The organism is Streptomyces sp. NPDC031274, assembly GCF_055570235.1.
In genome coordinates this window covers 1-25,587 of sequence record NZ_JBVIHP010000030.1, presented here as the reverse complement: position 1 = coordinate 25,587, position 25,587 = coordinate 1, and the positions used below count along the sequence as shown (strand labels likewise).

25 protein-coding genes and 3 pseudogenes are annotated in these 25,587 nt (G+C 68.7%); 10 read left to right on the top strand and 18 right to left on the bottom strand.

Features of this window, described 5'->3' with window-relative positions:
• The first annotated feature begins 55 nt into the window (after positions 1-55).
• Together ACZ5CR_RS36025 and ACZ5CR_RS36020 are read left to right on the top strand one after the other, a co-directional pair.
• Complete coding sequence (locus ACZ5CR_RS36025; RefSeq protein WP_468865531.1) at positions 56-274, top strand: hypothetical protein; 219 nt, start codon at positions 56-58, stop codon at positions 272-274.
• A gap of 314 nt (positions 275-588) precedes the next feature.
• Positions 589-1,362, top strand: a complete 774-nt coding sequence (locus ACZ5CR_RS36020; RefSeq protein ID WP_468865529.1) for a hypothetical protein — start codon at positions 589-591, stop codon at positions 1,360-1,362.
• Positions 1,363-2,086: 724 nt separating this feature from the next.
• Here ACZ5CR_RS36020 and ACZ5CR_RS36015 read toward each other — a convergent pair.
• Positions 2,087-3,682: an alpha/beta fold hydrolase gene (locus ACZ5CR_RS36015; protein WP_468865694.1), complete on the bottom strand. Its 1,596-nt coding sequence runs from the start codon at positions 3,680-3,682 to the stop codon at positions 2,087-2,089.
• Between the two features lie 2 nt (positions 3,683-3,684).
• A complete protein-coding gene (locus tag ACZ5CR_RS36010) occupies positions 3,685-4,767 on the bottom strand; it encodes a serine hydrolase domain-containing protein (protein WP_468865526.1) in 1,083 nt (360 codons plus the stop codon).
• A 1,394-nt stretch (positions 4,768-6,161) separates the two neighbouring features.
• Between ACZ5CR_RS36010 and ACZ5CR_RS36005 the strand changes: the two genes are divergently transcribed.
• The gene (locus ACZ5CR_RS36005) at positions 6,162-6,347 is read left to right on the top strand and encodes a nucleotidyltransferase domain-containing protein (protein ID WP_468865524.1); all 186 of its coding nucleotides are present in this window, start codon (positions 6,162-6,164) and stop codon (positions 6,345-6,347) included.
• Here the strand turns inward: ACZ5CR_RS36005 and ACZ5CR_RS36000 are convergent.
• From ACZ5CR_RS36000 to ACZ5CR_RS35985, 4 genes and pseudogenes are all read right to left on the bottom strand, one after another.
• A complete protein-coding gene (locus ACZ5CR_RS36000) occupies positions 6,302-6,643 on the bottom strand; it encodes a hypothetical protein (protein WP_468865521.1) in 342 nt (113 codons plus the stop codon). The two genes, ACZ5CR_RS36005 and ACZ5CR_RS36000, sit on opposite strands and share 46 nt — an antisense overlap.
• A gap of 14 nt (positions 6,644-6,657) precedes the next feature.
• Entirely contained in the window at positions 6,658-7,224 is a 567-nt protein-coding gene (locus ACZ5CR_RS35995; protein WP_468865519.1) for a dihydrofolate reductase family protein, read from the bottom strand.
• Between the two features lie 192 nt (positions 7,225-7,416).
• A pseudogene (locus tag ACZ5CR_RS35990) lies at positions 7,417-7,744 on the bottom strand (IS256 family transposase); the annotation flags it as partial.
• 86 nt (positions 7,745-7,830) lie between these two features.
• On the bottom strand, positions 7,831-8,571 hold the full coding sequence (locus tag ACZ5CR_RS35985) for a class I SAM-dependent methyltransferase (RefSeq protein ID WP_468865517.1): 741 nt from the start codon (positions 8,569-8,571) through the stop codon (positions 7,831-7,833).
• Between the two features lie 510 nt (positions 8,572-9,081).
• Between ACZ5CR_RS35985 and ACZ5CR_RS35980 the strand changes: the two genes are divergently transcribed.
• The 3 genes and pseudogenes from ACZ5CR_RS35980 to ACZ5CR_RS35970 form a co-directional block, all read left to right on the top strand.
• The gene (locus tag ACZ5CR_RS35980) at positions 9,082-10,179 is read left to right on the top strand and encodes an FAD-dependent monooxygenase (protein ID WP_468865515.1); all 1,098 of its coding nucleotides are present in this window, start codon (positions 9,082-9,084) and stop codon (positions 10,177-10,179) included.
• A 61-nt stretch (positions 10,180-10,240) separates the two neighbouring features.
• A complete protein-coding gene (locus tag ACZ5CR_RS35975; protein ID WP_468865512.1) occupies positions 10,241-10,573 on the top strand; it encodes a glyoxalase superfamily protein in 333 nt (110 codons plus the stop codon).
• Positions 10,574-10,609: 36 nt separating this feature from the next.
• A pseudogene (locus ACZ5CR_RS35970) lies at positions 10,610-10,744 on the top strand (IS630 family transposase); the annotation flags it as partial.
• Positions 10,745-11,007: 263 nt separating this feature from the next.
• On the opposite strand, the gene ACZ5CR_RS35965 reads toward ACZ5CR_RS35970, so the two are convergent.
• The 5 genes from ACZ5CR_RS35965 to ACZ5CR_RS35945 all read right to left on the bottom strand — a co-directional run bounded on the left by ACZ5CR_RS35965 (position 11,008) and on the right by ACZ5CR_RS35945 (position 14,038).
• A complete protein-coding gene (locus ACZ5CR_RS35965; protein WP_468865511.1) occupies positions 11,008-11,205 on the bottom strand; it encodes a hypothetical protein in 198 nt (65 codons plus the stop codon).
• A gap of 205 nt (positions 11,206-11,410) precedes the next feature.
• Entirely contained in the window at positions 11,411-11,617 is a 207-nt protein-coding gene (locus tag ACZ5CR_RS35960; RefSeq protein ID WP_363199393.1) for an EF-hand domain-containing protein, read from the bottom strand.
• A gap of 374 nt (positions 11,618-11,991) precedes the next feature.
• Positions 11,992-12,417, bottom strand: coding sequence for a pyridoxamine 5'-phosphate oxidase family protein (locus tag ACZ5CR_RS35955; protein ID WP_468865509.1), 426 nt, complete (start codon positions 12,415-12,417; stop codon positions 11,992-11,994).
• A 63-nt stretch (positions 12,418-12,480) separates the two neighbouring features.
• The gene (locus ACZ5CR_RS35950; protein ID WP_468865507.1) at positions 12,481-12,831 is read right to left on the bottom strand and encodes a transposase; all 351 of its coding nucleotides are present in this window, start codon (positions 12,829-12,831) and stop codon (positions 12,481-12,483) included.
• A gap of 172 nt (positions 12,832-13,003) precedes the next feature.
• Positions 13,004-14,038: a GlxA family transcriptional regulator gene (locus ACZ5CR_RS35945; protein WP_468865505.1), complete on the bottom strand. Its 1,035-nt coding sequence runs from the start codon at positions 14,036-14,038 to the stop codon at positions 13,004-13,006.
• A 130-nt stretch (positions 14,039-14,168) separates the two neighbouring features.
• On the opposite strand from ACZ5CR_RS35945, the gene ACZ5CR_RS35940 reads away from it, so the two are divergent.
• Both ACZ5CR_RS35940 and ACZ5CR_RS35935 read left to right on the top strand, forming a co-directional pair.
• Positions 14,169-15,107: an alpha/beta hydrolase gene (locus ACZ5CR_RS35940; protein WP_468865503.1), complete on the top strand. Its 939-nt coding sequence runs from the start codon at positions 14,169-14,171 to the stop codon at positions 15,105-15,107.
• 80 nt (positions 15,108-15,187) lie between these two features.
• Entirely contained in the window at positions 15,188-15,430 is a 243-nt protein-coding gene (locus tag ACZ5CR_RS35935; protein ID WP_468865501.1) for a hypothetical protein, read from the top strand.
• Between the two features lie 1,183 nt (positions 15,431-16,613).
• Here the strand turns inward: ACZ5CR_RS35935 and ACZ5CR_RS35930 are convergent.
• The 4 genes from ACZ5CR_RS35930 to ACZ5CR_RS35915 are packed head-to-tail and all read right to left on the bottom strand — an operon-like array spanning position 16,614 to position 21,643.
• The gene (locus ACZ5CR_RS35930; protein WP_468865499.1) at positions 16,614-18,098 is read right to left on the bottom strand and encodes an amidase; all 1,485 of its coding nucleotides are present in this window, start codon (positions 18,096-18,098) and stop codon (positions 16,614-16,616) included.
• 38 nt (positions 18,099-18,136) lie between these two features.
• Entirely contained in the window at positions 18,137-19,084 is a 948-nt protein-coding gene (locus ACZ5CR_RS35925; protein WP_468865498.1) for an alpha/beta hydrolase, read from the bottom strand.
• A 1-nt stretch (position 19,085) separates the two neighbouring features.
• On the bottom strand, positions 19,086-20,393 hold the full coding sequence (locus tag ACZ5CR_RS35920; RefSeq protein ID WP_468865495.1) for an amidohydrolase: 1,308 nt from the start codon (positions 20,391-20,393) through the stop codon (positions 19,086-19,088).
• Positions 20,390-21,643 (bottom strand): MFS transporter, encoded by a 1,254-nt coding sequence (locus tag ACZ5CR_RS35915; protein WP_468865492.1) that lies wholly within the window; start codon positions 21,641-21,643, stop codon positions 20,390-20,392. Before ACZ5CR_RS35915 ends, ACZ5CR_RS35920 begins: the two co-directional genes overlap by 4 nt.
• Before the next feature lie 143 nt (positions 21,644-21,786).
• Here ACZ5CR_RS35915 and ACZ5CR_RS35910 point away from each other — a divergent pair, with 143 nt between their 5' ends.
• Positions 21,787-22,809 (top strand): Lrp/AsnC family transcriptional regulator, encoded by a 1,023-nt coding sequence (locus ACZ5CR_RS35910; protein ID WP_468865490.1) that lies wholly within the window; start codon positions 21,787-21,789, stop codon positions 22,807-22,809.
• A gap of 547 nt (positions 22,810-23,356) precedes the next feature.
• Here ACZ5CR_RS35910 and ACZ5CR_RS35905 read toward each other — a convergent pair.
• The gene (locus ACZ5CR_RS35905; protein WP_468865692.1) at positions 23,357-23,707 is read right to left on the bottom strand and encodes a PRC-barrel domain-containing protein; all 351 of its coding nucleotides are present in this window, start codon (positions 23,705-23,707) and stop codon (positions 23,357-23,359) included.
• 542 nt (positions 23,708-24,249) lie between these two features.
• Between ACZ5CR_RS35905 and ACZ5CR_RS35900 the strand changes: the two genes are divergently transcribed.
• Positions 24,250-24,453, top strand: a complete 204-nt coding sequence (locus ACZ5CR_RS35900; RefSeq protein WP_228917866.1) for a cold-shock protein — start codon at positions 24,250-24,252, stop codon at positions 24,451-24,453.
• 503 nt (positions 24,454-24,956) lie between these two features.
• Here ACZ5CR_RS35900 and ACZ5CR_RS35895 read toward each other — a convergent pair.
• Positions 24,957-25,316, bottom strand: coding sequence for a hypothetical protein (locus ACZ5CR_RS35895; RefSeq protein ID WP_468865489.1), 360 nt, complete (start codon positions 25,314-25,316; stop codon positions 24,957-24,959).
• A gap of 146 nt (positions 25,317-25,462) precedes the next feature.
• Positions 25,463-25,587, bottom strand: a pseudogene (locus ACZ5CR_RS35890) (MerR family transcriptional regulator); the annotation flags it as partial.

Here is a 25,587-nt window from a genome sequence, read left to right as displayed (position 1 = left end):
GCGGAGCGGTAGGGCACCCGAGCCCGGTGTCCCTGTCGCCTGTTGGCCGACAGACTTGGACCACCACCTGGCTACTGCTGGGCCCCTGGTCCTCGGCTGGAGCGTGGACAGCGCGGCGACAGCCGCGATCGACTATCAGAACGGCTGGCTCGTCACAGCGGTGCTGTTGCTGGTCACCGGCCTCCTGGCTACCCCCTTCATGCGCCCGGAAAGGGACGCTCAGCGCCTTGGCGTACCGGAGTCACCGGCCACCGGCCTTCCAGACGGCCACTGACAGGGCTCCTGCCCCAGGAACGCTTCGGAGGAGGCGCCCGCCATCCCCTGATGCCGACGGTGGCCACCGTCGGTGTGACAACTGATCGGCGGCAGCATGCCAGGTCCTGTTCATCGCCCGGTCTCCTGAGAGCAAGAGCATCGCGACATGGAGATCATCTTCGGTGAGATCCACGGCGCGGAGCGCTCGCTGGACTGAGCCGCCTTCCGTTGCCGTCCACCGCCGGAGGCCCCAACTCGGCCGATCAAGCCCGGGTCGTGCCCGCCGGTGTGTGGGCTCCTTGTCGACTGACCTCAAGAAGGGACCAACACCGTATGAAGCGACGTGACTTCGCCGCCGCCCTGACCGCCGGCGTGTCCGCTCCCGCACTGCTGGGCGCGTCCCCCGCGCACGCGGCCGACCGTAACGCGACTGGCCTGCCTCAGCACATGCGTGCCGTCCTGACCGCGGAACTCGCGGACAGGGATGCGGCCAAAGCCCTGACTCCCCTTCTCCATGACGTGGGATTCGACTGGCATCCAGAGACGGCGCCAGCGGCTGACTGCGACTTCATCCTGGCGTTCGGCTTCGGCAACCGGCCCCCGGCCGGCGGCGGCGACCCGGCCAAGGTCCGCTACGAGCCGGGCCCGGTGAACGAGGAACTGGCGGACACGGTGGCGAGGGTCCGGGCCCGACGCGATGTTCCAGTCTACGCCCAGTGGGAGATCGCGCACTTCCTGGTTTCCAAGTACGGGATGCCGGACGTGACGTCGATCGAGCCGGTGGTCGCGCCGGACGGCACGATCACCTACCTGAGTACGGACGGGGTCGCGGCGCAGGTGGCGGAGGCCCGGAAGAGGGTGCCCGGTGGCGCCGGCACCGCTTGCGTCATCGGCTTCCGTGACCACCACAAGCGGTGCGTCCAGACCACCTTGGACCATGGCTTGAAGGCGTACGCCCCTCGGGGATTCAGCATGCCGCACACGTACGATCCGGAATCGGGCCAGCTCTGGACCCGCCGCCGTGACCTCTACCTCGTGAACGACATGCTGGCTCAGTGGTCGGTCCTGCGGGCCAAGCTGATAGCCGAGGCGTTCCCGAACGGATGACCCGTCCCTGACCTGCGAGCCCCGGGGCTGTCGAGGCCCGGCCGACAACGTCGGCAGTCCCATCAGCTTCTCCGCTCCCGAGCGGGGCGCCTCACGCGGCGCCCCGCAGGACTTCGAACGCTCCATTCATCTGGACCAAGACAGCCGAAGAGATCCTCGACTCCCCCGCCCGCTTCTGCCGACGGATCTCCGGCGCAGGACACTAGCGTCTGCTCTCTTGACGCTGCTAGATACCAGCTTGAAGGACGTGAACCGAGGTCTGTAGATGGTGGGGTCGCGGTAGTGGGCGCCATCGGAGGTGACGCGGTTGTCGAAGTTGTTCACGTTGTAGGACAACGTCCAGCGGTCTCCGGTCGCTAGCGATGGGTGGGCGTGGGCGTTGTATGAGAAGCACCGGCCGTCTTCTTGGCCGGCGACGCAGTCTCCGTACGGTCCTGGTTCGGGCATCCGGTACACCTCATCGTGGACTTCCCAGGATCCGAACGGCTCGTACGGGTCACAGCCGGTCCACATGCGGATTTTCCCGCTGAATGCTTCCGCGCTGTCCTGGCTGATGAGCGCGTAGCTGCCCTTGCGGGGGGGGGATGCTGTACTCGTTGGCTACGCCGATGGTGGGTGTTGTCTCTTTCGGTCTCGCCGTGGCGGCGTTCCGGTAGGACGCGGGCGAGGGGGCGCGGCCGGAGGAGGACTCCCAGCCGCGCCCTTCTTCTGGCCTGCCGGTTGGCTAGTCGGCCTGCTTGACGCAGGTCTCGTCCTTCTTCGGCAGCTTGCCGGTGGCCAGGTAGGTGTTGACCTTGTTGTCCACGCAGTCGTTGCCGTAGAGCCCGTAGAGGGCGTGCCGGTTGGCGCCCTTGAGGGTGAGCAGTTTGGAGCTCGGCAGCTGCTTGTGCAGGTCGAGGCTGCTGCGGTAGGTGGTGCGGGTGTCGCCGGTGGCGGCGACGATCAGCGTCTTGGCGTCGCGGCGCACCTGGGTGGGCTGCTCACGGGGCGCATCCAGGAAGGCGCAGGTGCTGATGTTGTTGGCCACCGGACCCATGATCGGGTGCTCGGCACGGCTGCGCTGGATGTCCTTCCAGTACGTTTCGGGATCGCGAGGCGCCGGCTTGTCGCCGCAGATGATCGTGGCCTGCACGCCGGAGTTCGGCGATCCGCCGGTCAGGGCGGACTTCAGTGCGGCGGCGAACTCGGGCGACAGTTCGGTGGGCTGTCCCTTCGCCGCCTTGGCAAGTACGGAGACCTGCTCGGCGAACGAGGCCCGCGCTTCGGGGGTGTCGTCCGAGTTCCCCGCGATGAAGAGGAACGGCACCTGGGTGTCGTCGAGTTGGAAGGTGCTGGCGCCCGTGCCGACGGTCAGCGGGCCGCGCGCGGACGCCGCGACGATGCGGTCGAGGGTGGCGAGCACCGCGGCGCGGGTGCTGCCGAGGCCGTAGGTGGCGTGGCGCTTCGCGGCCCAGGCTGCCCAGTCGGAGAGGGCCCGCTCGTTCTCGCGCTCGGAGCCCTTCAGGAGCCGGGGGCCGTAGTCGGCCGGGGCGATCGCCCCGTCGAGGACGAAGCGGTCGTACTTGCCGGGGAACATCTGGGTGTAGACGGTGCCGAGGTAACTGCCGTACGAGTAGCCCAGGTAGGAGATCTTGCGTTCGCCGAGCGCGCCCCTGATGACGTCCATGTCGCGGGCCGTGTTGCGGGTGCTGACGTGCGGAAGGACGGAGCCGCTGGTGGCGCGGCACTTGTCGGCCAGGCCCTTCTTGAAGGCGACCTGGCGCTCGAAACTCGCCCGGCTGAGACCGGCCGAGCGGATGTCGGTGTCGACGGGCCAGCCGCAGTCCAGTGGGGTGCTGCGGCCCACGAAGCGCGGGTCGAAGCCGATGATGTCGTAGCGCGGCCCGGTCTTCTTCATCATTTTGCGCACGTCCGGCGGGGACTGGACGGCGGGGCCGCCAGGGCCGCCGTTGTTGAGCAGGATCGAGCCGATGCGGTGGCGGGTGTCGGTGGCCTTGAGCCGGGATATCGCGACGGTGATCGTACGGCCCCGGGGGTCGGCGTAGTCCAGCGGTACGAGTACGTCGGCGCACTGCACGCCGGCCTTGTCCAGGTCGCGGCCCATCGCGTCGTCGGGGCCCTCGGCACAACTGCCCCAGCCCGGGAGCTGGTTGTAGTAGCGGTCGAGGCCGGTCCCGGTGCTGCTCTTGGCCGTGGTCGTGGCCGTGCTGGTACTCGAGGCCGTGCTCGTGGCCGTGGCCAGGGCGGGAGTCGCGGTGAGGGCGGCGGTGAGGGCGAGGCCCGCGGCCGAAGCGCGGCGTGCGGTGGTGGTGGTGAACATGGTCACGCGGTCTTCTCCTGGAACGAGTGGGTGCGGTTGGTGGGGCAGAAGGCGCCGTCCACGACGGCGCGGAAGTCGGCCTCGGCCTTGTCGGTGTCGGGGACCTGGTTGAGGGCGATGGCGATGCTGCGGCCGCCGGGGCCGCTCGCACCGAGCGCACGGTGTCCGCCGGGCACAGTCCCGCCGTGTCCCCACCACGTGCCGCCGCACTTCAGTGGCGACGAGACCAGGCCGAGACCGTAGCGGGCGCCGGGCCACAGCCGGTCGGGGTCGGCGGGCACGGTGCGCTTCATCTCGGCGAGCCAGCGCGCGGGCACCAGCTTCCCGCCGAACAGCCCCTGGTAGAACCGGTTCACATCGGCAGGCGTGGAGACCAGGGCACCGCCCGCACCGCCGAAGGTCACGTTCCACTCGGTACCGTCGACCTGCCGGCCCGAGCCGCCCGGGTCGGGGAAGTAGCTGCGCGAGTGCGCGCCCCGGACGCGAGTGGCATCGCCCGGCCAGTACGTGTCGCGCAGGCCCAGCGGCCCCAGGATCCGCCGCGAGACCTCCGCCTCGATGCCGCGCCCGCTCACCTTCTCGACGATGAGCCCGGCGACGAGGGTGTTGGTGGTCGCGTAGTGCCACTTCTTGGCAGGGCGCTCCATCGTGAGCGCGGTCGCGATCAGCTCACGCGGCTCGAAGTGGCGGTAGCGCCACTCGTTCACGGGTCTGTCGGCGATGGCCTCGACGTAGTCGGGAAGGCCACTGGTGTGCTGGAGCAGCTGCCGTACGGTGATCTTCCGCCCGTCGTAGCCGTTGCCCCGGATCAGCCCCGGCAGATACCGCTCGACCGGAGCGTCCAGCTCGATCCGGCCCTCGGCGGCCAGTTGCACCACCACCGTCACGGTGAACGTCTTGGTGACACTGCCGATGCGCAGCCGGTCGTCGGCGTTCATCGGGCGCCCTGTGTCCCGGTCGGCGACGCCCCGCGCGGCCTTCCAGCGGCCGCACTCGGGGTCGGCCACCTCGGCGGCCGCACCCGCGATCCCGTGCCGGGTGACGAGGGTGTCCAGGGACGCGGTGAGCGCTCCACGCGCCGCCACGTCGCACCCGGCGGGCTCGCTGGGCCCGGGCGCCGCAGCCGAGGCGATAGAAGCGTTCGAGGCGTTCGCGCTGGGAACGGCGACCGCCAACACAGCCGATGCCGCGGCCAAAGCCACCGCGTACCGGTTCGGCCGGGCTGTTCTGATGGGGGATTTCTCTGCTCTGAGGTGTGTATGTGTCACACCGTCAGACGCTAGAGTCAGAGCCGCCCCTACTCACTACAGCCCGCACCCCGATCCCCCAGGGAGCCACCTACACCCACGGGGTGGGGTGATCCCCCCAACGGGACGGATCCGCTGGCCTCATGAACTGGTCCCTCGCCCACGCAGATGGCGCCCAGTGGCACCGGTTGCGTGTCGTCCTCGGTGAGCGTCAAGCCCGGCCGGGACCTGACGAAGGTGGCGTCATCCAGGGTGATGCCGATGCTGTCGAACAGGGCGGCCAACGCGGATGCCATCCCAGCGCCCTCGCCGTCGCACGCGGCGGCGCCGCATCAAGCCGGTTCCACCAAGGTGTGGTGAGTTCAGGCCGGGTGTACTACTCCACGCCGGGTCCAAAGTTCTCGCGGCACGCGCCGTCACGCCCGTACTGAAAGAACTCGATGCCATCAGTGGACATCACGCTGTACGCGTACGTCTCTGCGTCCCCGGGACAGCTCCGTGAGTGGTCCGCCCGACGAACCGATAGCACCGCTCTCCTCCATGCACAATGTCCACTCACGCTCGATCTCAGCGCCCCCGAATGCGTAGCACTGCCGGACATGCTGCGGGTCGATGACCAAGCGCCAGGTGCGATCGGAATCGGCGGGGATGACGACCTGCTCGGAGATCTCCATGCCTTGACCGCAACGCGGCCGAGAGACAGGACGACCGCAACAGCGCGCGCAACAATCGGCGCGTTCAAAGTCCAGGTTCACGACGCCCGACGCGATGGACTGACCTGGCCACGGCGGCGCCGGGATGGTCCGATCACGCCCGGAGCGACAGGCCTCCCCCGCCGCCCCCACATTTGCCCGCCGCCCGGCCGACCCAAGCCGCCAGAAGCGCCTCAGGTGTCACCGGCGTGACACCAACCCCGTAGACGCTCCAGGACCACAAGAATCCGCCTACGGCAAACGATATCGTTTCGGACCACGTGGACGCCAAAAGACGGCTCCGCCTACCTGTGCCACGTCGCACCACAGGACTCGCACCTCAGCGCCCCAAACCACGCCCCGAGATCCGGACCAGGTGCGGACCAACTCGGCCCAGCAGCAGACGCAAGCCGCGGCTCACCCCGCAGGCCCCCGCCCTGGCTGACGCGGTCCCGTTCCTCCATGAACTGCTCGATGAGGCGGTTGGCCTGGTCCCGAACGCCGTCCAGGAACTTGGCGTAGTGGCGGAAGAGGACCTCGTTGCCGTTCATCGACCACGACCGCCCCGTCGACACCGGGAGTGCGGCGCCCTGCGCTGAGTTGGGTCACTCTGCGGAGAGCCTGGACCGGAGGTCCACCCGATGCGTTCTGACGGCTCCGGACGGGCAAGAGATGGACCTTCATCCGCTGATCTTCTCCGACGACGGTTCAGCAGTGCAGGCGTAGCCCGATCCGCAGCGTCCTTTCGTCTCCCCCTCCGCGTGCTTCGTGACAGGCACCGTCCAGGGGGCGCCTGCCCCGTGCTTGTCCGCCCAGCAGCCGCTCCACTTCCACCAGGGATACGAACCATCGGAACGCGATCGCCACGACATGGCACAGCTCCGCCGTGTCTTCGGGATCGCCACACACTCTTGACCCATGCCCGCCTCGAACCTGCCCGGCTCGACGTAGCCCAAGGCAGTGTAGAAAAAGAGCGAGCGGTCCAGGTCGGTGACGCGGTAGGAGACGAAGAGCGTTCTCATGCGGCCTCCCCGGGTCAGCGCACCTGGTAGCGGAGGTGCGTGACGTCTCGATCCTCGAGCCGTCGGACGAGGTCGAGTTCGATGTGATCACCACCGAGGTGGTCGAACAGCCGTCGGCCGTCCCCGAGGAGGACCTGCACCAGGTGGATCTCCATCTCGTCCATCTGCCCGGCCCGGAGAAGCGCTTGGGCCGCCCCCGCCCCATGGACCATGACCGGCCGGTCCCCGGCGGCGGCGCGAGCCTGACGGGCGCATTCTTCGACGTCGGTGACGAAACGCGCGTGGCCGGGTGGCACGTCCCCGTCATCCACCTGGTGGGTGAGGACGAGGATCGGCACGCCGTCGTGGTGGTCACCCTGCCAGCGCCCGGCGAGTTCGAAGGTCCGTCGGCCGGAAATAACCGCGCCGGTCGCCAGCGCTTCACGGTAGACCTGGCCGCTCGGGCCGTCGGACTCCCGATCGTCGAGCCAGTTGAAAAGCCGTCCGCCGTCGCGTCCGAGCTCCTGACCCGGCCGATCGTCCGGCCCGGCGATGTAGCCGTCGAGCGACATCGACATGTACAGCCGAATCGGATTGTGCATCTTGGCCTCCCTCTCTCCTCCATGACACCGGGCCCGCCGCTTCCTGACCCGCCGGCGGGGCGGTCATGTCACGAGGAAGACTTGAGGCAACCTGCAAACTCATCGGCCCGACGCATCGGCCTGCTGTCCAGGGCGGCGCGGGCGGAGGTGTCGCAGACAACATCTGTGGATGAATCCATGAATCCAGGTCGTTCAGGCTGCACGTCTCTCGGGACGTTCGACGAGATGGCCGCGCGCGAAGCGGGCTCCGGCACGGACGAGGGCGACGAGGTGGGGTACGTTCACGGCTCGCCAGCGGGCCTGGGCGGACTCGACGAGCTTGAACACCATCGCCAGGGCGGCTGCGCGGGAGCCGACCCATTTCATTGGGTGGCCTTGGTCCGCAGTCGGACGGTCGCGAAGGCCGCGAAGGCCGACTCGATCGGATTCGTGGTCCGCAGGTGGATCCAGCGCCCGACCGGTAAGTCGTAGAACACCAGCGGCTCGGTCTCGTATCGACGATCTTCTTGACGGCCCTTGGGGAACCTAGCCTCGCGCCGCTTGGCGAACGCGGCATCCAGGGCCTGTCCCGCGAGGTGATGCCTTCACGTCTCGGCGCGGCGGAACTTACGGTTTGTGGGTTACCCAGAGCAGTTCCGCCGGCCAGCGGTGTGCCCAGTCGGGTGGGTCGGTTTCGTTGTAGCCGTTGGGTGTTCCGAGTTCGGGCCGCGGCTCGATGAGGTCGTCGATGATGAGACCCGCGCCGCGCAGGATCTTGACCCAGTCGCCGTAGGTGAGTTGATAGCTGATCGCGCCGTCGCCTTCGGCGATGGTGTTCAGCCCGAAGTAGTCCTGCCGCAGCGTCGTGGTCACGCGGCTGGCGGCTTCGTCGTAGCAAGCTTCGAACCATGGGCTGGCGACGTTGAACACCAGGCGCCCGCCTCGGTCCAAGACGCGTGCGGCCTGCGGGACGGCCAGGTGCGGGGGCGCCCAGCTAAGCCCACCGAAGTCGCAGAACACCAGGTCGAAGCTGTCGGCGGCGAAGGGGAGTTGTTCGGCGGCGCCTTGCACTAGCGGGTAGCGGTCCGCTCCCATCGCGCGGGCCGCTGCGGCGAGTTGGGCTTCGGACAGGTCGAGCCCGACCACGGTGGCGCCCTCGGCGGCGAGCGCCCTGGACCACTGGCCGGCGCCGCAGCCGAGTTCGAGGACGCGCTTGCCGGTGACGTCGCCCAGGGCGTGCAGGTGCGCGTCGGGGATGGAGTACATGCCCCACAGCCGGGGTGTGGCGCCGATTTGCGGATCGTGCTCGTGCTGGTAGGCGCTGCTGATCTGGTTCCAGAGCCGCCGGTTGGCGGGGATGCTGTCCACGTGCCGACTCCAGCACTGCCTGCCGGGGCGGTCAACACCATCAGGACAATGGTCGACCCCTCGCATCGCTCCGGCCCTAGTAGGGCCTGGTCAGGTTCGTATCGGGGTGGGTACGTCGCGGTGGCAGGTGGGGCAGGCGCCGACGCGGGCGCTGGCTGCACGCCTTCCTCGGCCTTATCCCGCACCACAGTCAACGCGACCGCATGTCCTGAACGGACGTACGCGACCACGCACGAATCACTGCCCGGGGAACGCCGGACGCGCGGACAGCGCATGTGCTCATGACCCAGACATGGCTGGAGAACCTTGGGTCGCTCCTCACGCTCGAACTGCACCGAGCGCAGCCCTAACCGATAGGAAAACATACCCGTTATTAAACACTAACCGTTAGTGTTACGGTTCCCGCATGAAGAGGGCGAGGCTCGCCGAGTCCGACGGTCCGGCGCCGGGTTCGCCGTCTCCCGTCGTCGGCTGGTCCCACCACCACACCGGACGGCAAGAGGAGGAACGATGCGCACTGTGATCGTGGGAGCGGGTCTGGTGGGGCTCACCGCCGCGGCTTCGCTGCGGCAGATCGGGCATGAGGTCATCGTGCTGGAACACGCGCCGCAAGTGCGGGCTGCCGGGGCCGGGATCGGTCTGTGGCCCAACGCGCTGCGGGAGTTGGACACCCTCGGCGTCGGTGACGACGTCCGACGCATGGGCAAGACCGTCGACGCCTGGTTCTTTGACGCCGCCGGACACCCGATGCGCGCGGCCGGCTACGATCCGGCCGCCCACCAGTTCCTGATGGTGCCGAGGCCGGACCTGAACAACCTCCTCGTCGACACCTTCGGCAGGGACAGGGTCCGCCTGGGAACACACGTCACCGGCTTCACCGAACACGACACACACGTAGAAGTGCACATCGCCGACGGTGCGCCACTGCGGGCGGATCTGCTGATCGGAGCGGACGGTGTGTACTCCGACGTGCGCGCCACCCTGGTTCCCGGCAGCGCGGCGGTCGCGCATGCCGGCAACTACGCCTGGCGAGCCGTGGTGCCCTCCGGGGACGAACGACCGGAGGGCACGTTCGTCACGATCGGCCCCGCGCGGACCCGAGGCGGCTACACGCGGGTCGCGCAGGGCCAGACCATGTGGTGGGTCGGCCAGTTCGACGCCGGTGAACTAGTCGGCGACAAGAGGGACCGGGCCCTGCGGCGGGCCCGCAACGTGGCCGAGTCCGGTTGGCATGACGAGCTTCTGGAGATGATCGCCGCGACGCCGGAGGAGTCCATCCTGGAGAATCAGATCATGCTCGTCCCCGAGCTGCCACGCTGGACCACCGACCGGGTCGCGCTGATCGGGGACGCCGCGCATGGCCTGTCCCCGCACATCGCGGCGGGCGGCACCCTGGGCATCGAGGACGCCGGAGTGCTGCGCGCCGAACTGGCGAGCGAGTCCGACACAGCCGCTGCCCTCGCCCGCTACGAGAGCGCCCGCCGCTCCCGGTTCGAGCAGGTGCGCGAGCACTCCGCCGCGGTCGAGCACGCCAACGGGGCCGCCGAATCCGCCGAACGCTACGCCGCCTTCACCCACTGGATGACCACCACCGTGCCCAGCACCTGAGCGCAGTGCTAGTGCCGCGCTCAGGCAACGTTCGCCCTGGGCGGTCTGAGACGATGGCTCCATGGACGAGGAAGTCATTCCCATTCTTCGCGTCGAAGACGCTGCGGCGTCAGTCGCGTGGTACGAGCGACTGGGCTTTGCCAAGCAGTGGGAACACCGCTTTGAACCGGGATTTCCCGCGTTCGTAGAGGTCGCCCGAGGCGGGGTGCGGTTGTTCTTGTCGGAGCACAAGGGCGACGCCCGCCCCGACACGTTGGTCTACCTCCGTATTCGTGATGTCGAGGCCATCGCCTCCGAGTTCGGTGTGCAGGCGAAGGACGCTCCGTGGGCGCGTGAGATTGAGCTGTGCGACCCTGACGGCAACCGGCTTCGGATCGGCACGCCGACGGAATGACACTCGCTGGCAGCGCGCGGCAGGGAAGCTGTGCTGGTGGCTGAGCGAGTACGCGTCCGCGAGATCGATGATGACGAGGGGCAGCGCCTGCTGCGGATCATCCGCCGGGGCAGCGGGTCGGTGGTGACATGGCGTCGGGCCCAGCTGGTGCTGCTGTCCGCGCAGGGCGTGCTTCGGTGTGGATGAAGCCTTCGCGCAGCAGCTCCAGGCTGTGTTCGCGGGCACGTTGGGGGTGGGGTGCAGAGCGACCGGCCGCGTGCCCCCGGTAGGCATGGGCGACGAAGTCCCCCCGGTGCCAGTAGCGCGTCACGCCTCTCAGCCGCCGCAGCCACAGCCGCACATCCACTCCCCTGCTCACGAGACTGAACCCTGGCCTACCCAAGGGCGCGGGCCGGCACCGGCAGATACCGCGCCAGCTCGCCCCTTCCCCCGGGTCACTTGTGAAGGAAAGCACCGGTGCGGCGCTCTTCCCGCTGGACGGGCACAGGCTTGATCTCGATCTCGCGCGTGGTGGACACCACCTTCGACATCTCGTTCGCATGCGGCCCATACGCACGCATCACTTCCCAGGAGGCGAGGAGACAGCGCAACGGACCGCCGGTGGACCGCAATTGCCCGAAATCGCCGCCCATTCAACGATCTTGGCTGGAAGGCGCTGCGGAGACATGCTCACGTAGCCACGTCGCCTCCGCGCCGGCCCAGCAGCCATGGATCGAGCTGGGTACCGAAGGCCGCTACTGAATCGACGCCGTCGAGCAGGTGCCCGGCGCCCGCTGAGACACACATGCCTGTGCCCCCGGATCAGCGGATCCGGGGGCACAGGGGACGGCGTCGTGTTCAGAGCCCCATGGAGGCCCGGAACTCGTCGAACGAGACCTTCCGGTCACCGTCGCTGTCGATGGTGTCGATGAGGTCTTGCGCGGCCTCCGCGGTGATACCCGTGTCGCCGAGCTCCACGACGACCTGCCGGTACTCCTCGGCAGTCAACTGCCCGTCCCCGTCGACGTCGTACCGCTCGAAGACCTTCCGCGCCGCGGCTGCCATGTCGACCACTTGATCCCCATTTCCTTGCTGTTTCAAGACCGCCCCCACTCTAGGACCTCCAGGCACCCGCTCCCGTCCACGAACGAGCCAGCGGCGCTCTCTCCCGGAGCGATGTCCGCCTCACCCGGAGGCATAAGCCGCTGCCACACACCATCGCCTGACAAATCGTCAATCGCAGGGGTTTGCCGACCACCACCGCAAGCGCCGCACCAAGATCCTGAGCAGGTGCGATGACGAGCACGACTGGCAAGGAGAGCAACGGACTTTGTTGTTTCTAACAGCCCGAAGAAACTTGGGTTCATCTAGAGCCTGACGTCGGGATGTCCGGGGGTTTTGCTCATCCCCGGACAACCCGCTCAGGCGGCCGCGGCCCGTCAGACGTTGCCGAGGTCGGAGGAGATCCAGTGCTCAGGGCGGATCGTGATGACGACTGCTTCGCCGTGGTTCGCCTCGGCGAACTCGATGTAGCCGTCGACCTTCTCGGGCGGAAGGTAGCGCGAGGTCATCTCGGTCAGGTGCGTGCGTGTGCCGGGGACCGTGGAGATCACCGGGCCCTCGACGGACACGTAACGGACGGTCGGCTCGAGGCAGTCCGCCATGAGCGTGAACCGGCCCGCCTTCTCGATGAGTTCATGCTTGCGTGAGCCCTTGGCGGTGTGGATCCAGATGTCGCCGCCGGGCGCGTACTGATACCAGATCGGCACGGTCAGCGGCGCCCTCCCTTCGCCTGCGTCGACGGCCAGGGCCGCGATGTGCGGCTCGGCGAGGAATTGCTCGCGCTCTTCACGGGTGAGAGCCATGGGGCTGCTCCTTCGGAGGTGGATGCCACTGCGATCACGTCGTCAGGCGGTTCGATCCAGCATTCAGCACAAGATGTTGGGCGGCGGTCCTATGCCGCCCTCGCTGAAGTCCGGTCGCCGCACGATCGTGGAGTCCACCGAGACGGACCACGCCAGGTCCTCGTCCGCAGCGGCTTGTGCCACCAGGGTGGTGAACACCCGCTCCCAGGTGCCGTCAACGGCCCAGATCCGCAACCGGTTGCAGACGCCCCGCCAGTTGCCGTACTTCTCCGGCAGGTGCACCCACTGGGTCCCGGTCTGGAACTTGTAGGCGATCGCGTCGGTCACCTCGCGGTGATCCCACCGACGACCACCTCGCTTCGGCGTCCGGTCCGGGAGCAACGGCTCGGTCCGCGCCCACTGCGCATCAGTCAACGGCACACCCAGACCAACGACTGACTGATCCCACCTCACTACCAAGATAGCGTCGCTGCGCCACGCGCGCTGACCGGAACGCCGGCGCACCGCCCGTGCCCCGCGGCCTCTCGGCGCGGCCGACTCCCCGTGCAAGCGGTCGTGTTCCCGGCGCAACCCGCGCCGAACGGCGTCACGTGCCTGCGGACGACCGGACCTGCTGGTCCTCGGAGAGGGGCGGTGCGAAGGCAGTGGTGGCCGAGCGGAATGCCCTCCGGTAGGCGGACGGGGTGATGTCCAGGGCGGTGCGCATATGCTGCCGCAGGTTGGTGCCGCTGCCCAGGCCTGCCCTGGCGGCGATGTCGTCAACAGGCAGTTCGGTCGACTCCAGCAGATGGCGTACGTGTGCCAAGCGGGCCGAGGCGAGCCATTCGGCCGGGGAGAGTCCCGTCTCCTGTCGGAAGCGCCTGGTGAAGGTCCGTACGCTCATGTGGCAGTGGGCCGCGAGGTCTATGAGGGACAGCCGCCGATCCAAGTGTTCCGTCATCAGCGTCCGCGCCCCGGCCGTCGAGGTGCCCGCGTCCTCCCGGACCGGGTGCTCGATGTACTGTGCCTGCCCTCCGTCTCTCATGGGCGCGACGACGTTGTACCGCGCCACCCGGTTCGCCACGGAACTGCCGTGGTCCTCCCGGACCAGGTGCAGGCACAGGTCGATGGCGGCCGCGCCGCCGGCTGACGTCAGGATCCCGCGATCGGCGATGTAGAGCGGGTCGGTGTCGAGGTCGACTGCGGGAAAGAGCCGCCTGAACTGCTGCGCGTAGCGCCAATGGGTCGCGGCCCGGCGGCTTTCCAGCAGGCCGGCGGCCGCGAGTACGAACGAGCCGGTGCACAGGGACACCACCCGGGCGCGGCGCCGGGCCGCACGGCGCAGCGCTTCGGCGACGGAGGCGTCCACCGCACCGGCGTCCAGTACCTCCGGGCAGCGGGTGCCGGCGACGATCACCGTGTCGGCGTGCTCCAGCAGGGACAGGTCGCCCTGCGGCGTGACGCCATACCCGTTCACCGTCGGTACCGGGGAGCCGTCCGGGGTGAGAGTGCGTACCTCGTAGGCCGCGGTACCCGCGCTGGTTTCGACCGAGGCGAGCATCTGGGCCGGGATGCTCAGGTCGAAGGCCACCACCGGTGCGAGGGCCAGGACGGCCACATGGTGCGGTGTCGCAACAGTCATGGCCCAATAGTTGCACATAGTGGCTCTTGAGCCACTTCTGTGCCGCTCGTGATCGGCACAGACTGAGATCAGTTCCGCACAACAGACCGGGCAGCACTCGGTCGAACACCCGGAAGGTGCCCATCCAGCCATGACTGTTCCCCCTGTCGATCCCGAGATCCAGACCCTGCTCGACACCGCCGACACCGGCGTCTTCCCCGTCCACGGCCTGGACGCCGTCCTCGCCGACCCCCAGCGCTACGCACTGCTGCGCGCACACCCCGACACCCCCGTCGACGACCAGGTCAAGGTGCGAGACCTGTACATCCCCGGCCCCGCAGGACAACTGCGACTGCGCGTCTACCGCCCCGACACCACCGAAGACCTGCCGATGATCCTCTACATCCACGGCGGCGCCTTCACCTACGGATCCCCCGAGGCCGAAGAGGGACGCTCCCTGCGCTACGCCCGCGACGCCCACGCCGTCGTCGTCTCCGTCGACTACCGCCTCGCCCCCGAACACCCCTACCCGGCCGCAGCCGACGACGCATACGCCGCCCTGACCTGGATCGCCGACAACCCCGCCGAACTCGGCGGAGACCGCACACGCATCGCGGTGGCCGGCGGCAGCGCCGGCGGGAACATCGCCGCCTCCACCGTGCTCCGCGCCCGCGACCAGGCGGGCCCCCACCTGCTCTTCCAGTCCCTGACCTACCCCAGCGTGGACGGCAGTCTCACCACCGCCTCGGCACGGGAATTCACCGATACCCCGGTCTTCAACCGGGGCGCGCTGGAACTGGCCGTGCAGTACTACGCGAAGGACGGCCACGCCGACCCCTACGCCTTCCCGATCCGCGCCACCGATCTCAGCGGCCTGCCGCCCACCTACATCGCCGTGGCCGAGATCGACCCGCTGCGCGACGAGGGCCGCGACTACGCCGCACGCCTGTCCGCCGCCGGCGTCACCACCGAACTCGTCCAGGTTCCCGGCGCCGTCCACGGCTTCGACCTCCTCTTCCCCCAGGCCCTCATCAGCGAACACAACCTCACCGACCAGGTACGCACCCTGCGCAAGGCCCTCCACCCCTGAGAGGGCGTTCCTGCCGGCTCGACCGGGAGGCCTGCAAGCAGCGCCACGCCGTCGATGACCACCGCGTGGATTCCCTGCGGGTGTTACCGCATCAGGGTCAGGCCGACGCTGCGGGCGCAGAGCTCGTCCAGGTCGTCTCCGTAGAGGCGTACGAGAGCAAGGTTGCACCGGGCTCCGGCCTGGTCTCCGAAGGCCCGGCTCGGGTCGGAGGAATTGCTGAACCCCCGAACGGCTTCCTCAGCGGCGGTGGCGAGGCGAGCATCGCCTTACCCCAGGAGGACGGCGGCCTCGACGGCGCAGTACCGCTGCTTGACCTCGGATAGGTGAAGAGTCCGTCCAGCGCGGCCAGCTCATCCGGTACAACAGCCCCTATGAGCGGGGTCCTGGCCGTAACTGTACGGCCAGGTGGACGACCTCTCGGACCGCCTCACGGCTCAACACTTCCTGGCTCACTTCAGCAGATCGCGGAATCCCGCCGCGATTGCCGGGCACTGGTCGGCGCCAAGCAACGCACCGTCCCCGCCCAACGGTCGGCACTGTGTGAATGGGCACTTCGGTCATGCGAGTCGTGAGTCAGGCCCCGGGCCCGGGACAGCACTCCCCGGGCCCGGGACAGCACTCACCCACGCTCCCGTCCGTCACAGCCCCCCCCATCCAAAATACCGAGCATGCCCAGTCCCAGGTCCCGGGCACTCCGGCTCCGGCTCCGGCTCCGGCTCCGGCTCCGGCTCCGGCTCCGGCTGATCGTTACCCGGCGCACAGGCCCGACATCTTCATTCAGTCCGCGTCACGACCGGTTCGGCCTCTGCACGGCCGTGGGCGCCACGGGGCAGGGCTCCAACGAGCTGGCCGTCGAGCCGAACCGCAGTGAGGCACATGATGGAGCCACCCCCACGGGGTCGCCTACTGATCCTGCCGCTTCACATACGCGACTGCGGTCATGCCGCCAGAGAAGACGAACGGCACGACAGCCCCGCCGGAAGCAACTGCGGCGAGGGGTGACTGGCCGAGAGCGGCAAAGCCGATCCCGGTGGTAAACCCAACAACCAGGGAGATCAAGGCGACAACGACTACGTGGTACACGCGGTGGTCGCAGGTAGAAGTGGTTGCGGACAAGAAAGACCCTCCCAGGCATCGTGAGAGCGCCGTCACGGAACCAGGACAGGAGTCAACCCGCCGCCGGATCTGAGGTACGACGTCGCCGCCCAATGGGCGTCGCCATAGGAGAGCGCCGGCCAGGCGCCCCTATAGGAACTCTGCCGCCGCGCCGTGATAGTCGGCAATCCGCACCGATGCACCTTGCCTTTCAAGGGTCTTTTCCACCGCGTACATAGTAGCCAACACCACTGACATTCGCACGAGTTGACGGGAGCCATCGTCAACCGGCCCGTGTGGGTGGACAGAGCCCAGCCCTACTGCCCCGTCGGCAGCGGCACCGCGCCGTCGGGCTGCCGGGTGGTTCCACATCCTTCATGGCCACCACCAAGCGCCTGGTCAGGGCGACGATCAACCGGCGGCTGACTGTACGAGAGGCGTGGGCTGGACGGTTGGCCGGTGGTTCGGGGTGTAGGCCCAGGGGCGGAGTTGCTCCAAGGCCTTGCCGACCCGGAAGACGCTCGGGTCGTCGTAGGTGTGGCCGACGATCTGGACGCCCGTCGGCAGGCCCCAACTGGATGTACCGCTGGGCACGTTGAGGACGGGACAGCGGTTGCTGATGTTGAAGGGCAGCGTCATGGCCGCCCACAGCGGCTCGCCATGATCCTCACCGTTCACCACCAGGCGGCCCAGGAGATCGTCCCCGGCGGGCAGTCCCGGGACGGCCGTGGTCGGGCAGATCAGGGCGTCGAAGGGGGCCATCGCCTCCGCCAGTTCTCGCTGCAGCCGGGTCTCGACGCGCAGGCCGTCGAGGTAGGTCACCTGCTCACGGGCGACGGCCATGGTGTCGGCGAAGACTGCCGCGTACGGCGACATCCGGCCGCGGTGCTCGGCTTCGATCTCGCGGACCAGGGCGCCGAAGATGGTCGAGAAGTGTCCCGCGCCGCTGATGAGGAGGTCGTCCTTGGTCCACGGGAGTTCGATCTCCTCGACGATCGCGCCCGCGTCGGTGAGGGCGCGGGCGACGGCGCGGGTGTTGGCCTCGATCTCCGGGTGGACGTCGTAGGCGCCCAGGCGCAGGCACAGGGCGATGCGCATCCCCGCGACCGCGTCGTACTCGGTCGGCAGGACGAGTTTGGGGCGCAGCGACACGTGGTCGCGCGGGTCGGGTCCTGACAGGACGTTGGCGAAGGTGACGCAGTCGTCGACGGTGCGCGCCATGGGGCCGTCGCCGCGATAGTGGTCGGCGGACAACGGTGCCACGCCGGGGATCCGGCCGTAGGGGGCCTTGTAGCCGACGGTGCCGGTGAAGGCGGCGGGGATACGGGTCGAGCCGCCGATGTCGGACGCGGAGGCGAGCAGCGCCGTACCGGCCGCGAGGGAGGCGCCCGCGCCGCCTGAGGAGCCGCCGGGGGTGAAGTCGGGGTTCCACGGATTGCGGGTGACGCCCCACAGGCGGCTGTGGGTGAAGGTGGCGATGGAGAACTCGGGGGTGGTGGTGCGGGCGTGGATGATGCCGCCGGCGTCCAGGATCCGGTCGATCACCGGGGCGTTCTCGGTCGCGGTGTTGCCGACGTTGACGAGGGAGCCCTCGGTGAGGGAGCGCCCGGCGATGGCGTGCTTCTCCTTGGTGGCGACCGGGATGCCTTCCAGCGGGCGCGGTGTCAGGCCGCCCTTGCCGAGGAAACGGTCCTCGGCGTGCCTGGCCTGGTCGAGTGCCTCGTCGAAGAGCTGCTCGGTGAAGGCGTTGATCACCGGTTCGGTCTGGTCCGCGCGGTCGATGACGGCACGCATCAGCTCCACCGGGGAGAGTTCGCGGGCGTCGAAGAGCCGTCGCGCCTCGGTGGCACTGAGGTAGACGAGATCAAGATCGGTGCTGGGGGTGTTCGAGTTCATGCGGACGTCCTTTACGGATGAGAGTGGTAAGGGGGGTGTCAGCCGATCAGCCGTCTGAGCGCGGTGTTGATCCAGGCCGTCGCCTCCCCTGCGGCGGGGCTGATGTGATTCATGCCGTAGAAGCCGTGGACGAGGGCGTCGAACCGCCGGTGTTCGACGCGTACGCCGGCGCCCCGCAGCGCTTCGGCGTATGCGTCCCCTTCGTCGCGCAACGGGTCGTACTCCGCGGTGGCCACGACGGCCGGAGCGAGCCCGGCAAGATCCTTCGCCCGAAGGGGTGCGACCCGCGGGTCGGCGCCGAATGTGACGGAGGCGGGATCGGAGCCGCTGACACCGAGGTACTGCTCGAAGAACCAGTACAGCTCCGTGGTGGTGAGGAAGTAGCCTTCACCGTTCTCGGCCCGCGACGCGTACGCGCCGGACATGTCCGTGCTCGGGTAGACCAGCAGTTGGGCGGCCAGCGACAGCCCGTCGGCGTGGGCCTGTTGTGCGCACACGGCGGACAGCGTCGCCCCCGCGCTGTCGCCTCCGACGACCAGCCGGGAAGGGTCGCCGCCGAACACGTCCACGTAGCGTGCGACCCAGGTCAGGGCGGTGTACGCGTCGTCGACCGCGGCGGGGAAGCGGTGCTCGGGCGCGAGCCGGTAGTCGACGCTCACCACGACGGCGTCGAGGTCGCGGCAGAGCGTCCGGGCGTGCACGTCGTGGGTGTCGATGTCGCCGGCCACCCAGCCGCCGCCGTGCAGGTAGATCACCGTCGGCACGGGCGTCGCGGTGTGCGGCCGGTAGACGCGGGCCGGGACGGAGCCCGCCAGCGCCATGGAAGCCACCGCTGCGACCTCGGGCTTTGTGGCCTGATCCAGTTGGTCGACGGTCAGCGCCCGCAGCCGGGCTCTGGCTCGCGCAACAGCGTTTTCCCCCGGTTCAGGGGCGTCGAGTTGCTGGAGGCTTCGCAGGAAGGCCGCGATGTCCGAATCCAGGGGCATGTCAATCCTCCTGCCGGTCGCGGGCACGCTCGCCCTCGGGGCACAGCCAGTGGGCGGCCGCCGCGAGCAGCGCCGTCACACCGGTGTGGATCGTGGGTTCGGGTACCGGGGCGAAGTGCGGGGAGTGGTTGGCCGGGATCGTCTCGGGCAGGCCGTCCGTCAGCAGGGTGTCGGGGTCGACGTCCTGAAAGAGGGCCGGGTCGCCGCCCCCGAAGTGCCAGAAGACCGAGGGGACGTCGAGGGCCGTGCCGAAGATGCCGAAGTCCTCGCTGCCGGTGAGGGGCTGGGGCAGGGTGAACACCCGTTCCTCGCCGATGACTTCGGCAATCGCCGTCAGTACGGTTCCGGTGGCCGCGGTGTCGTTGACCGTGACGGGGAAGGAGTTGAGACCGGTGATCTCGGGTTCCTTGGGGGCGCCGGAGGCGGCGGCCTCAGCGCGGATGATCCGTTCGACGGCCGCCAGGACCTGGTCCCGTACGGCGGGTGTCGTGGAGCGGATGTTGATCCGCAGGTCCGCGGTGTCGGGAATGATGTTCTCCTTGGTGCCCGCGTGCAGCGAACCGACGGTCACCACAGCGGTCTGCGCCGCCCCCACCTCCCGGGAGACGACCGTCTGCAGCCGCATGACGACCGCGGCGGCCATGACGATCGGATCGACGGTGGACTCGGGCGTGGACCCGTGTCCGCCGCGGCCGAAGAGGCGGACACGCAGGCTGTCGGAGGCCGCCATCACCGGCCCGGGGCGGGTGCCGACCAGGCCGACGGGAGCCGGGGACACATGCTGACCGAGGCAGACGTCGGCGCGCGGGAAGCGCTCCAGGAAGCCGTCCTCGATCATGGCTGGTGCCCCGCCGACCTCCTCCGCGGGCTGGAACACGGCGACGACGGTGCCGCGCCATTTCCCACGGGCGGCGGCGAGTTGGGCGGTCGCGCCGAGCAGACAGGTGACGTGCATGTCGTGGCCGCACGCGTGCATGACGGGGACCCTTGTGCCCTCGCCGTCGACGGCCGTCTCCCGGGAGGCATACGGCAGTCCCGTCCGCTCCTCGACCGGGAGCCCGTCCATGTCGGCGCGGAGCAGGACCACCGGCCCCTCGCCGTTGGCCAGGACCCCGACGACGCCGGTCCCACCGACGCCCTCGGTGGTCTCCCAGCCCTGCTCGCGCAGCCGTTCGGCCACGACCGCGGCCGTACGGAACTCCTGGAAGGACAACTCCGGGTGGGCGTGGAGGTCTTCGTAGAGGGCGAGCAGGCCGGGCAGCCGCTCCGGGAAGCCGGACAGCAGGCGCGCGACGGGGGCGGCGGTCATGAGTGCTCCTTTGCGGGCGTGGGGAGTTCGGGCGCGCGGGTGGCGGCCCGGAAAGAGGCGGCGTCCTGCGGGGTGAGGAGTGCCATCACGGCGGCGACGGCCGCGCCGAGCACCAGGGAGGCGAAGGCCACCTTGAAGGAGAAGGCGTCAGCGAGCACGCCGATGACGGGCGGGGCGACCATGCCGGCCACCTGGCCGCCGAAGATGATCGCTCCACTGCCCACGCCGACGTCCTCGGGCGCGAGGCCGCCCAGCGGCACGGCGAGGATCGGCATGTAGCAGAGGGAGACGGCGGTCGTGGCGAGCGTGCCGAAGACGATGAAACCTATGAGCGACGGCGAGAAGACCATGAACAGCAGCGTGACTGCGGCCACCGCCATGCCGGGCACGATCACCCTGCGGTGGTGGCCGCCGAGACGGTCCGCGAGCCGCCCGCCGACGACGATCGCGCCGGTCGCGGCAAGGCCGGGAATCGCCACAAGGGCCCCGGTCGAGGCGAGCGAGACGTCGTACTCCTCGCTGACATAGGTCGGGATCCAGGTACTGAGACCCCAGACGATCACGCTGTAGCCGAACATCATCGCGCTGAAGCGCCAGATCACGCCCTTGCGCAGGACGCCCCCGGCGCGCCCCCGGTCGACGCGGGGCTCCGGCTGCTGCGCCAGCGGCAGGGGCGCGGGGAGCCACACCCGTATCGCCACCAGGACGAAGACGCCGAGGGCCGCCGTCGAGAAGAACGCCGAGCGCCAGCCGAAAGCGGCGATCAGAGGCGCGACGAGGAGCGGGGTGAGGACCCCGGCGAGGGCGTTCGAGCTCATGATCACGCCGTTGGCGCCCATGCGCTCGGCCGACGTGGTCCGCTCGACGAGGACCTTCATCGAGGCGGGCGGGAAGATTCCTTCGGCGGCGCCGAACGCGAACCGCATCAGCAGCAGGACGGCGAACGACCAGGCGAAGCCGGTCAGCGCGGTGAACACGGACCAGGACAGCAGGGCCCAGAGCATGACCCGCTGAGCACCGTGCCGGTCGGCGAGCAGGCCGCCGGGTATCTGGCACAGGGCGTAGGCGAGGAAGAACGCCGAGACGATCAGGCCCTGTTCCCCTCGGCCCACGTCGAACTCGTCCCCGATGGAGGGCAGGGCCAGGTTGATGACGAGCCGGTCGGCGTAGTCGACCAGCCAGGCGGTGAACAGCAGCACGATCGTGATCCGGACGGTTCTGCGGGTGGACTTCGCGGGCGGGGCAGACACGCGGCACTCCTTCGACTCCGGGCGGCCGAAGCCGGGACTGGGCATCGGCCGGAAGTGCCCCTACGATCCGGTCTGTGACAGGAACCCCTGGAGAATTGCAGGAAAACATCTCAGGAGGAGCTACGTCCCCCGATTCCCGCAGCATGGACGAGGGCGCCCACTTCTCCGAGCTGGACCTGGCCCTCGTCGACGCGCTCCAGGCAGTCCCCCGGGCGCCGTGGTCCCGGATCGGCCGGGCACTCGGCGTGGACGCGACCACGGCGGCCCGCCGCTGGGAACGACTGCGCGCGGGCGGTCTGGCCTGGGTCAGCGCGTACGACTCCGCGAAGGCGGCGACCGTCGCCTACGTCGAGGTCCGGTGTCGGCCCCGGGCCGTGGAATCCGTCGGCGACGCCCTGGCCGACATGCCCTGGGTGTTCAGCGTCGACGAGACGGCCGGCGACTTCGACCTCCTGGCCTCGGTCGTCGCGGCCGACCTGCCCGCCCTCGGCCGCTCCGTGCACGGTCTGATCGGCGGCCTGAAAGGCGTGCGGTCCACCCGCACGCACCTCGGCATCACCCTGTACAGCGAGGGCGGCGACTGGCGCATGCGGGCCATGGAACCGTCCGGCGACGCGGAACTCTCCGCCCCGCGCACCTCACACCCGACTCCCTACAGCGCCCACATGCACCACCGGCCGCCGCCCGATGACCAGGCCCTCCTGGACGCCCTCGGCCGGGACGGGCGTCTCGGCTATACCGACCTGGGCGCCCTGACCGGCATGAGCGAACACACCGCCCGGCGCAGGCTCCAGCGGATGACCCGGGACCGGGACATCACCTTCCGCTGCGACCTCGCCCATCCCCTCGCCGGGCTCTCGACGGTCGTGCTCTACCGCACCGCGGTCCCGCACACCCACCTCAAGGCCACGGGCAACGCGCTGGCCCGAAGGGAAGAGGTGCGCCTGGCCGTGTCCGTCAGCGGCTCCGACAATCTCCTCGTCATGGTCTGGCTGCGCGGCCTGCACGCCATCGACCCCTTCGAAGCGCACCTCGCGGAACGCTTCCCGCACCTGAAGGTCAGCGACCGCACCGTTTTCCTCCACTCCCGCAAACGGATGGGCCGACTCCTCGACGCCACCGGCCGCGCCGTCGGACACGTCCCCTTCTCCCTGCCGCAGGTCTGAGCCCGGCGCCTGCCGGGCCTCGCGCTATGTCCGACCCATGACCCATCTGGCGAGAGCCGTCCACCGCTGGTCCCCACGACTGGACCGCGTTCGCCGCCGAGGACGAGAAGGTCCCGCTCCGACCGCGCTTCGGCGGACGCAACCCGGCCACCTCCCGGACGGGCAGGCCCACTTCGTCACAGAAATCAAGGTACGAGCGCAGGGTGGTCAAGCCGCCATCACGGGCGAGGCCGACGTGGTGGCGGTAGTCGTCCACAATTGCGGCTCCGCATTCCTCCCGGAACGCGATCAGGGCGCGCTGAGCCGAGACGGCAGTCTCCCTACTGCGCGGGTAGTGGTATCAGTGGTGCAGTCGGCGGTGGCTGGTGCTGCTGGCACACTGCGGGCGCGGGCGGCCGAGACGGCATACAGAGCCAAAGCGCCGCGGCGGGAGCGGCATGCGGAACACATGCCTGCCTTGGGTCGGACCGACTCGGTTGCGCGTTCCGCGAGGCGTGCTCCCCCGCCACCCAGGTGACGGAGGCCCGGCGCCAAGCGCTGGGTCGGCTCAGGGAAGGGGTGTGAAGCGGAGGGAGAGGTAGTAGTCGCCGACTGCGGACAGGTAGTCGTGGTCGGCTGTCTCGCTGTCGGTGGTGAAACGAGGAGCGGACTTGATCTCCTCCCGGAGCGGTGTGACCTTCACCGTCCGCGCTTCGGTGTCGATGGCCGTGACGGCGCCGGCCGGGATCAGTACGCTTCTGCCGAATTTCCACACGCCGGTGTCGACGACCAGGTGCTGCATGCCGGGCTGATCCTGCTGGCGGTCCACGTGCCCGATGACCCCGTCAGCGGCCTCCACGGTGAAGCCCACCAGCGACTGCTGGGACGTGTAGCAACTGTCCTGTGTGTACATCCACATATTGCTCACAGACCTGTCTCCTCACTCGTGATGACCGAAGCCGGTGGCCTCGCCCGCTTGTACGGTTCCCCCCTTTCCCCGGTATGCGCCGCGTAATCGAGGCATGTACAGACTCCGGAGGGGCTCCGGACGTGTGCGGCATCCGTGCCTGGGTGCGGCCGACGACACAAGGCGGACCTGTGCTGATCTGGTTCCCGCCGCGGGCCCTGATAGCGGCTGACGACTTCGCCGCAATTTCGGAACGTTGCACTGAGAGCGCATCAATATCTGTGCTCGGGAGGTGAGGGTTTGCCGAGCGGTGCAGTGAGAGTTTGCGCCGCAATGAGCGGAGCGGAATTGGCTAACCGACGCGGGCCGTTGCGGCGTGCTACTGTCGATCTCAGTTGCAGTTGTGGTTCCCAAAGCTCCAAGTGCCCCCACTCCGTTTCTGTCGGGTGGGAGCATTTTGCATTTCCGGTCATTTTCCGGACGGGGTAATCATTGCGGCGACACGGTGTTCGCACGGTGCGGACGCCGATGCACTGCCCCAAAGGAGATATGACATGGCTGCTGGTACCGTGAAGTGGTTCAACTCGGAAAAGGGATTCGGCTTCATCGAGCAGGACGGTGGCGGCGCTGACGTGTTCGCCCACTACTCGAACATCGCCGCCCAGGGCTTCCGTGAGCTGCTCGAAGGCCAGAAGGTCACCTTCGACATCGCGCAGGGCCAGAAGGGCCCGACGGCCGAGAACATCGTTCCGGCCTGACGCATCTTGCAGCTGGGGCCCGCATCCCTCGGGGTGCGGGCCCCAGCTGCTTGCGTTTCCCGCAGTGCTTTCACCTGCGGGACGCGTCGGAGCTATCCGCAGTCGCGCGCGGGTCCTCCTTCACTCCTTCAGGATGCAGCGCATCCTGAGAGCCGCACCGCACTTCGATGCCCGGGACGTCATGTCCTCCGCCGCATCACCTATTTCAGCGTTTGCGCGCCGCGGATTCCCGTCGACCGGATGTTCTTTGACATCGATCCATACTTGTCATTCCGTCTGCTCATCACTTGCGGAAATTCCTTGATATGTGCCGCGTCGAGGAAGGTACGAACGACCGTGTCTTCCCGCGCCCGGAATGGCGGTGCCGACACAGGAAGGCGCGGTAGCCGTTTCCGCTCATCGGGAAACGGGCACAACCGACACCTGGACAACACTGTGGGCCCGACCGGTACACGCCGGTCGGGCCCACAGTGCTTGCAACGGGTTACTGCCGCAGTGGATGCTCAGTGGTCGGAATAGCTGAAGTCGCCCATGGTCCAGGCGCTGACGTCATCGATCGCAACGCGGTACATCCCGCCAGTCTCCGGGATTCCCACTGTGCCCTGCAGGATCCGGGCGACATGGAAGTGCAGATGTGTGGGCCGCCCGCCGTTCTTCGCGGGGGCATCGAAGACGGCGGAGAACTCACCCAGGCGGGCAGAGTCCTTCAGCACGTCCGACACCCTCTGCCGCCACACTGCTTCGGGAGCCAGCCGACCGGTGATGACGGCCCCACCGGTGACCACCGTCAAGGGCATCTGGTTACTCTGCCCGGACTCCACCAGGGCAGCGACGTCAACGAGCAGTTCGTCAGTCTTGGACATGGGGAAGATTATATTTGCCGGCCGGCGCATCCTTGACCAGTGGCCGCAGCGGGCGCGAAGGGTGAGTGTCGACTGTCGGTCGCGAAATCCCCGGAGGGTCCAGGGTGACGCGTGCGAGGCGATCAAACAGCTCTCAGCCCTCTCGTTCAGGGGGCAGGCGTCGGGTGCGTCGGGTTCGCTGATTGGGTGGTGTGGTGGTGTTCGGTGTTGATGCGCTGGGCTTCTTGGAGTTGGTCTTCGAGGATGACGATGCGGCAGGCGGCTTCGATGG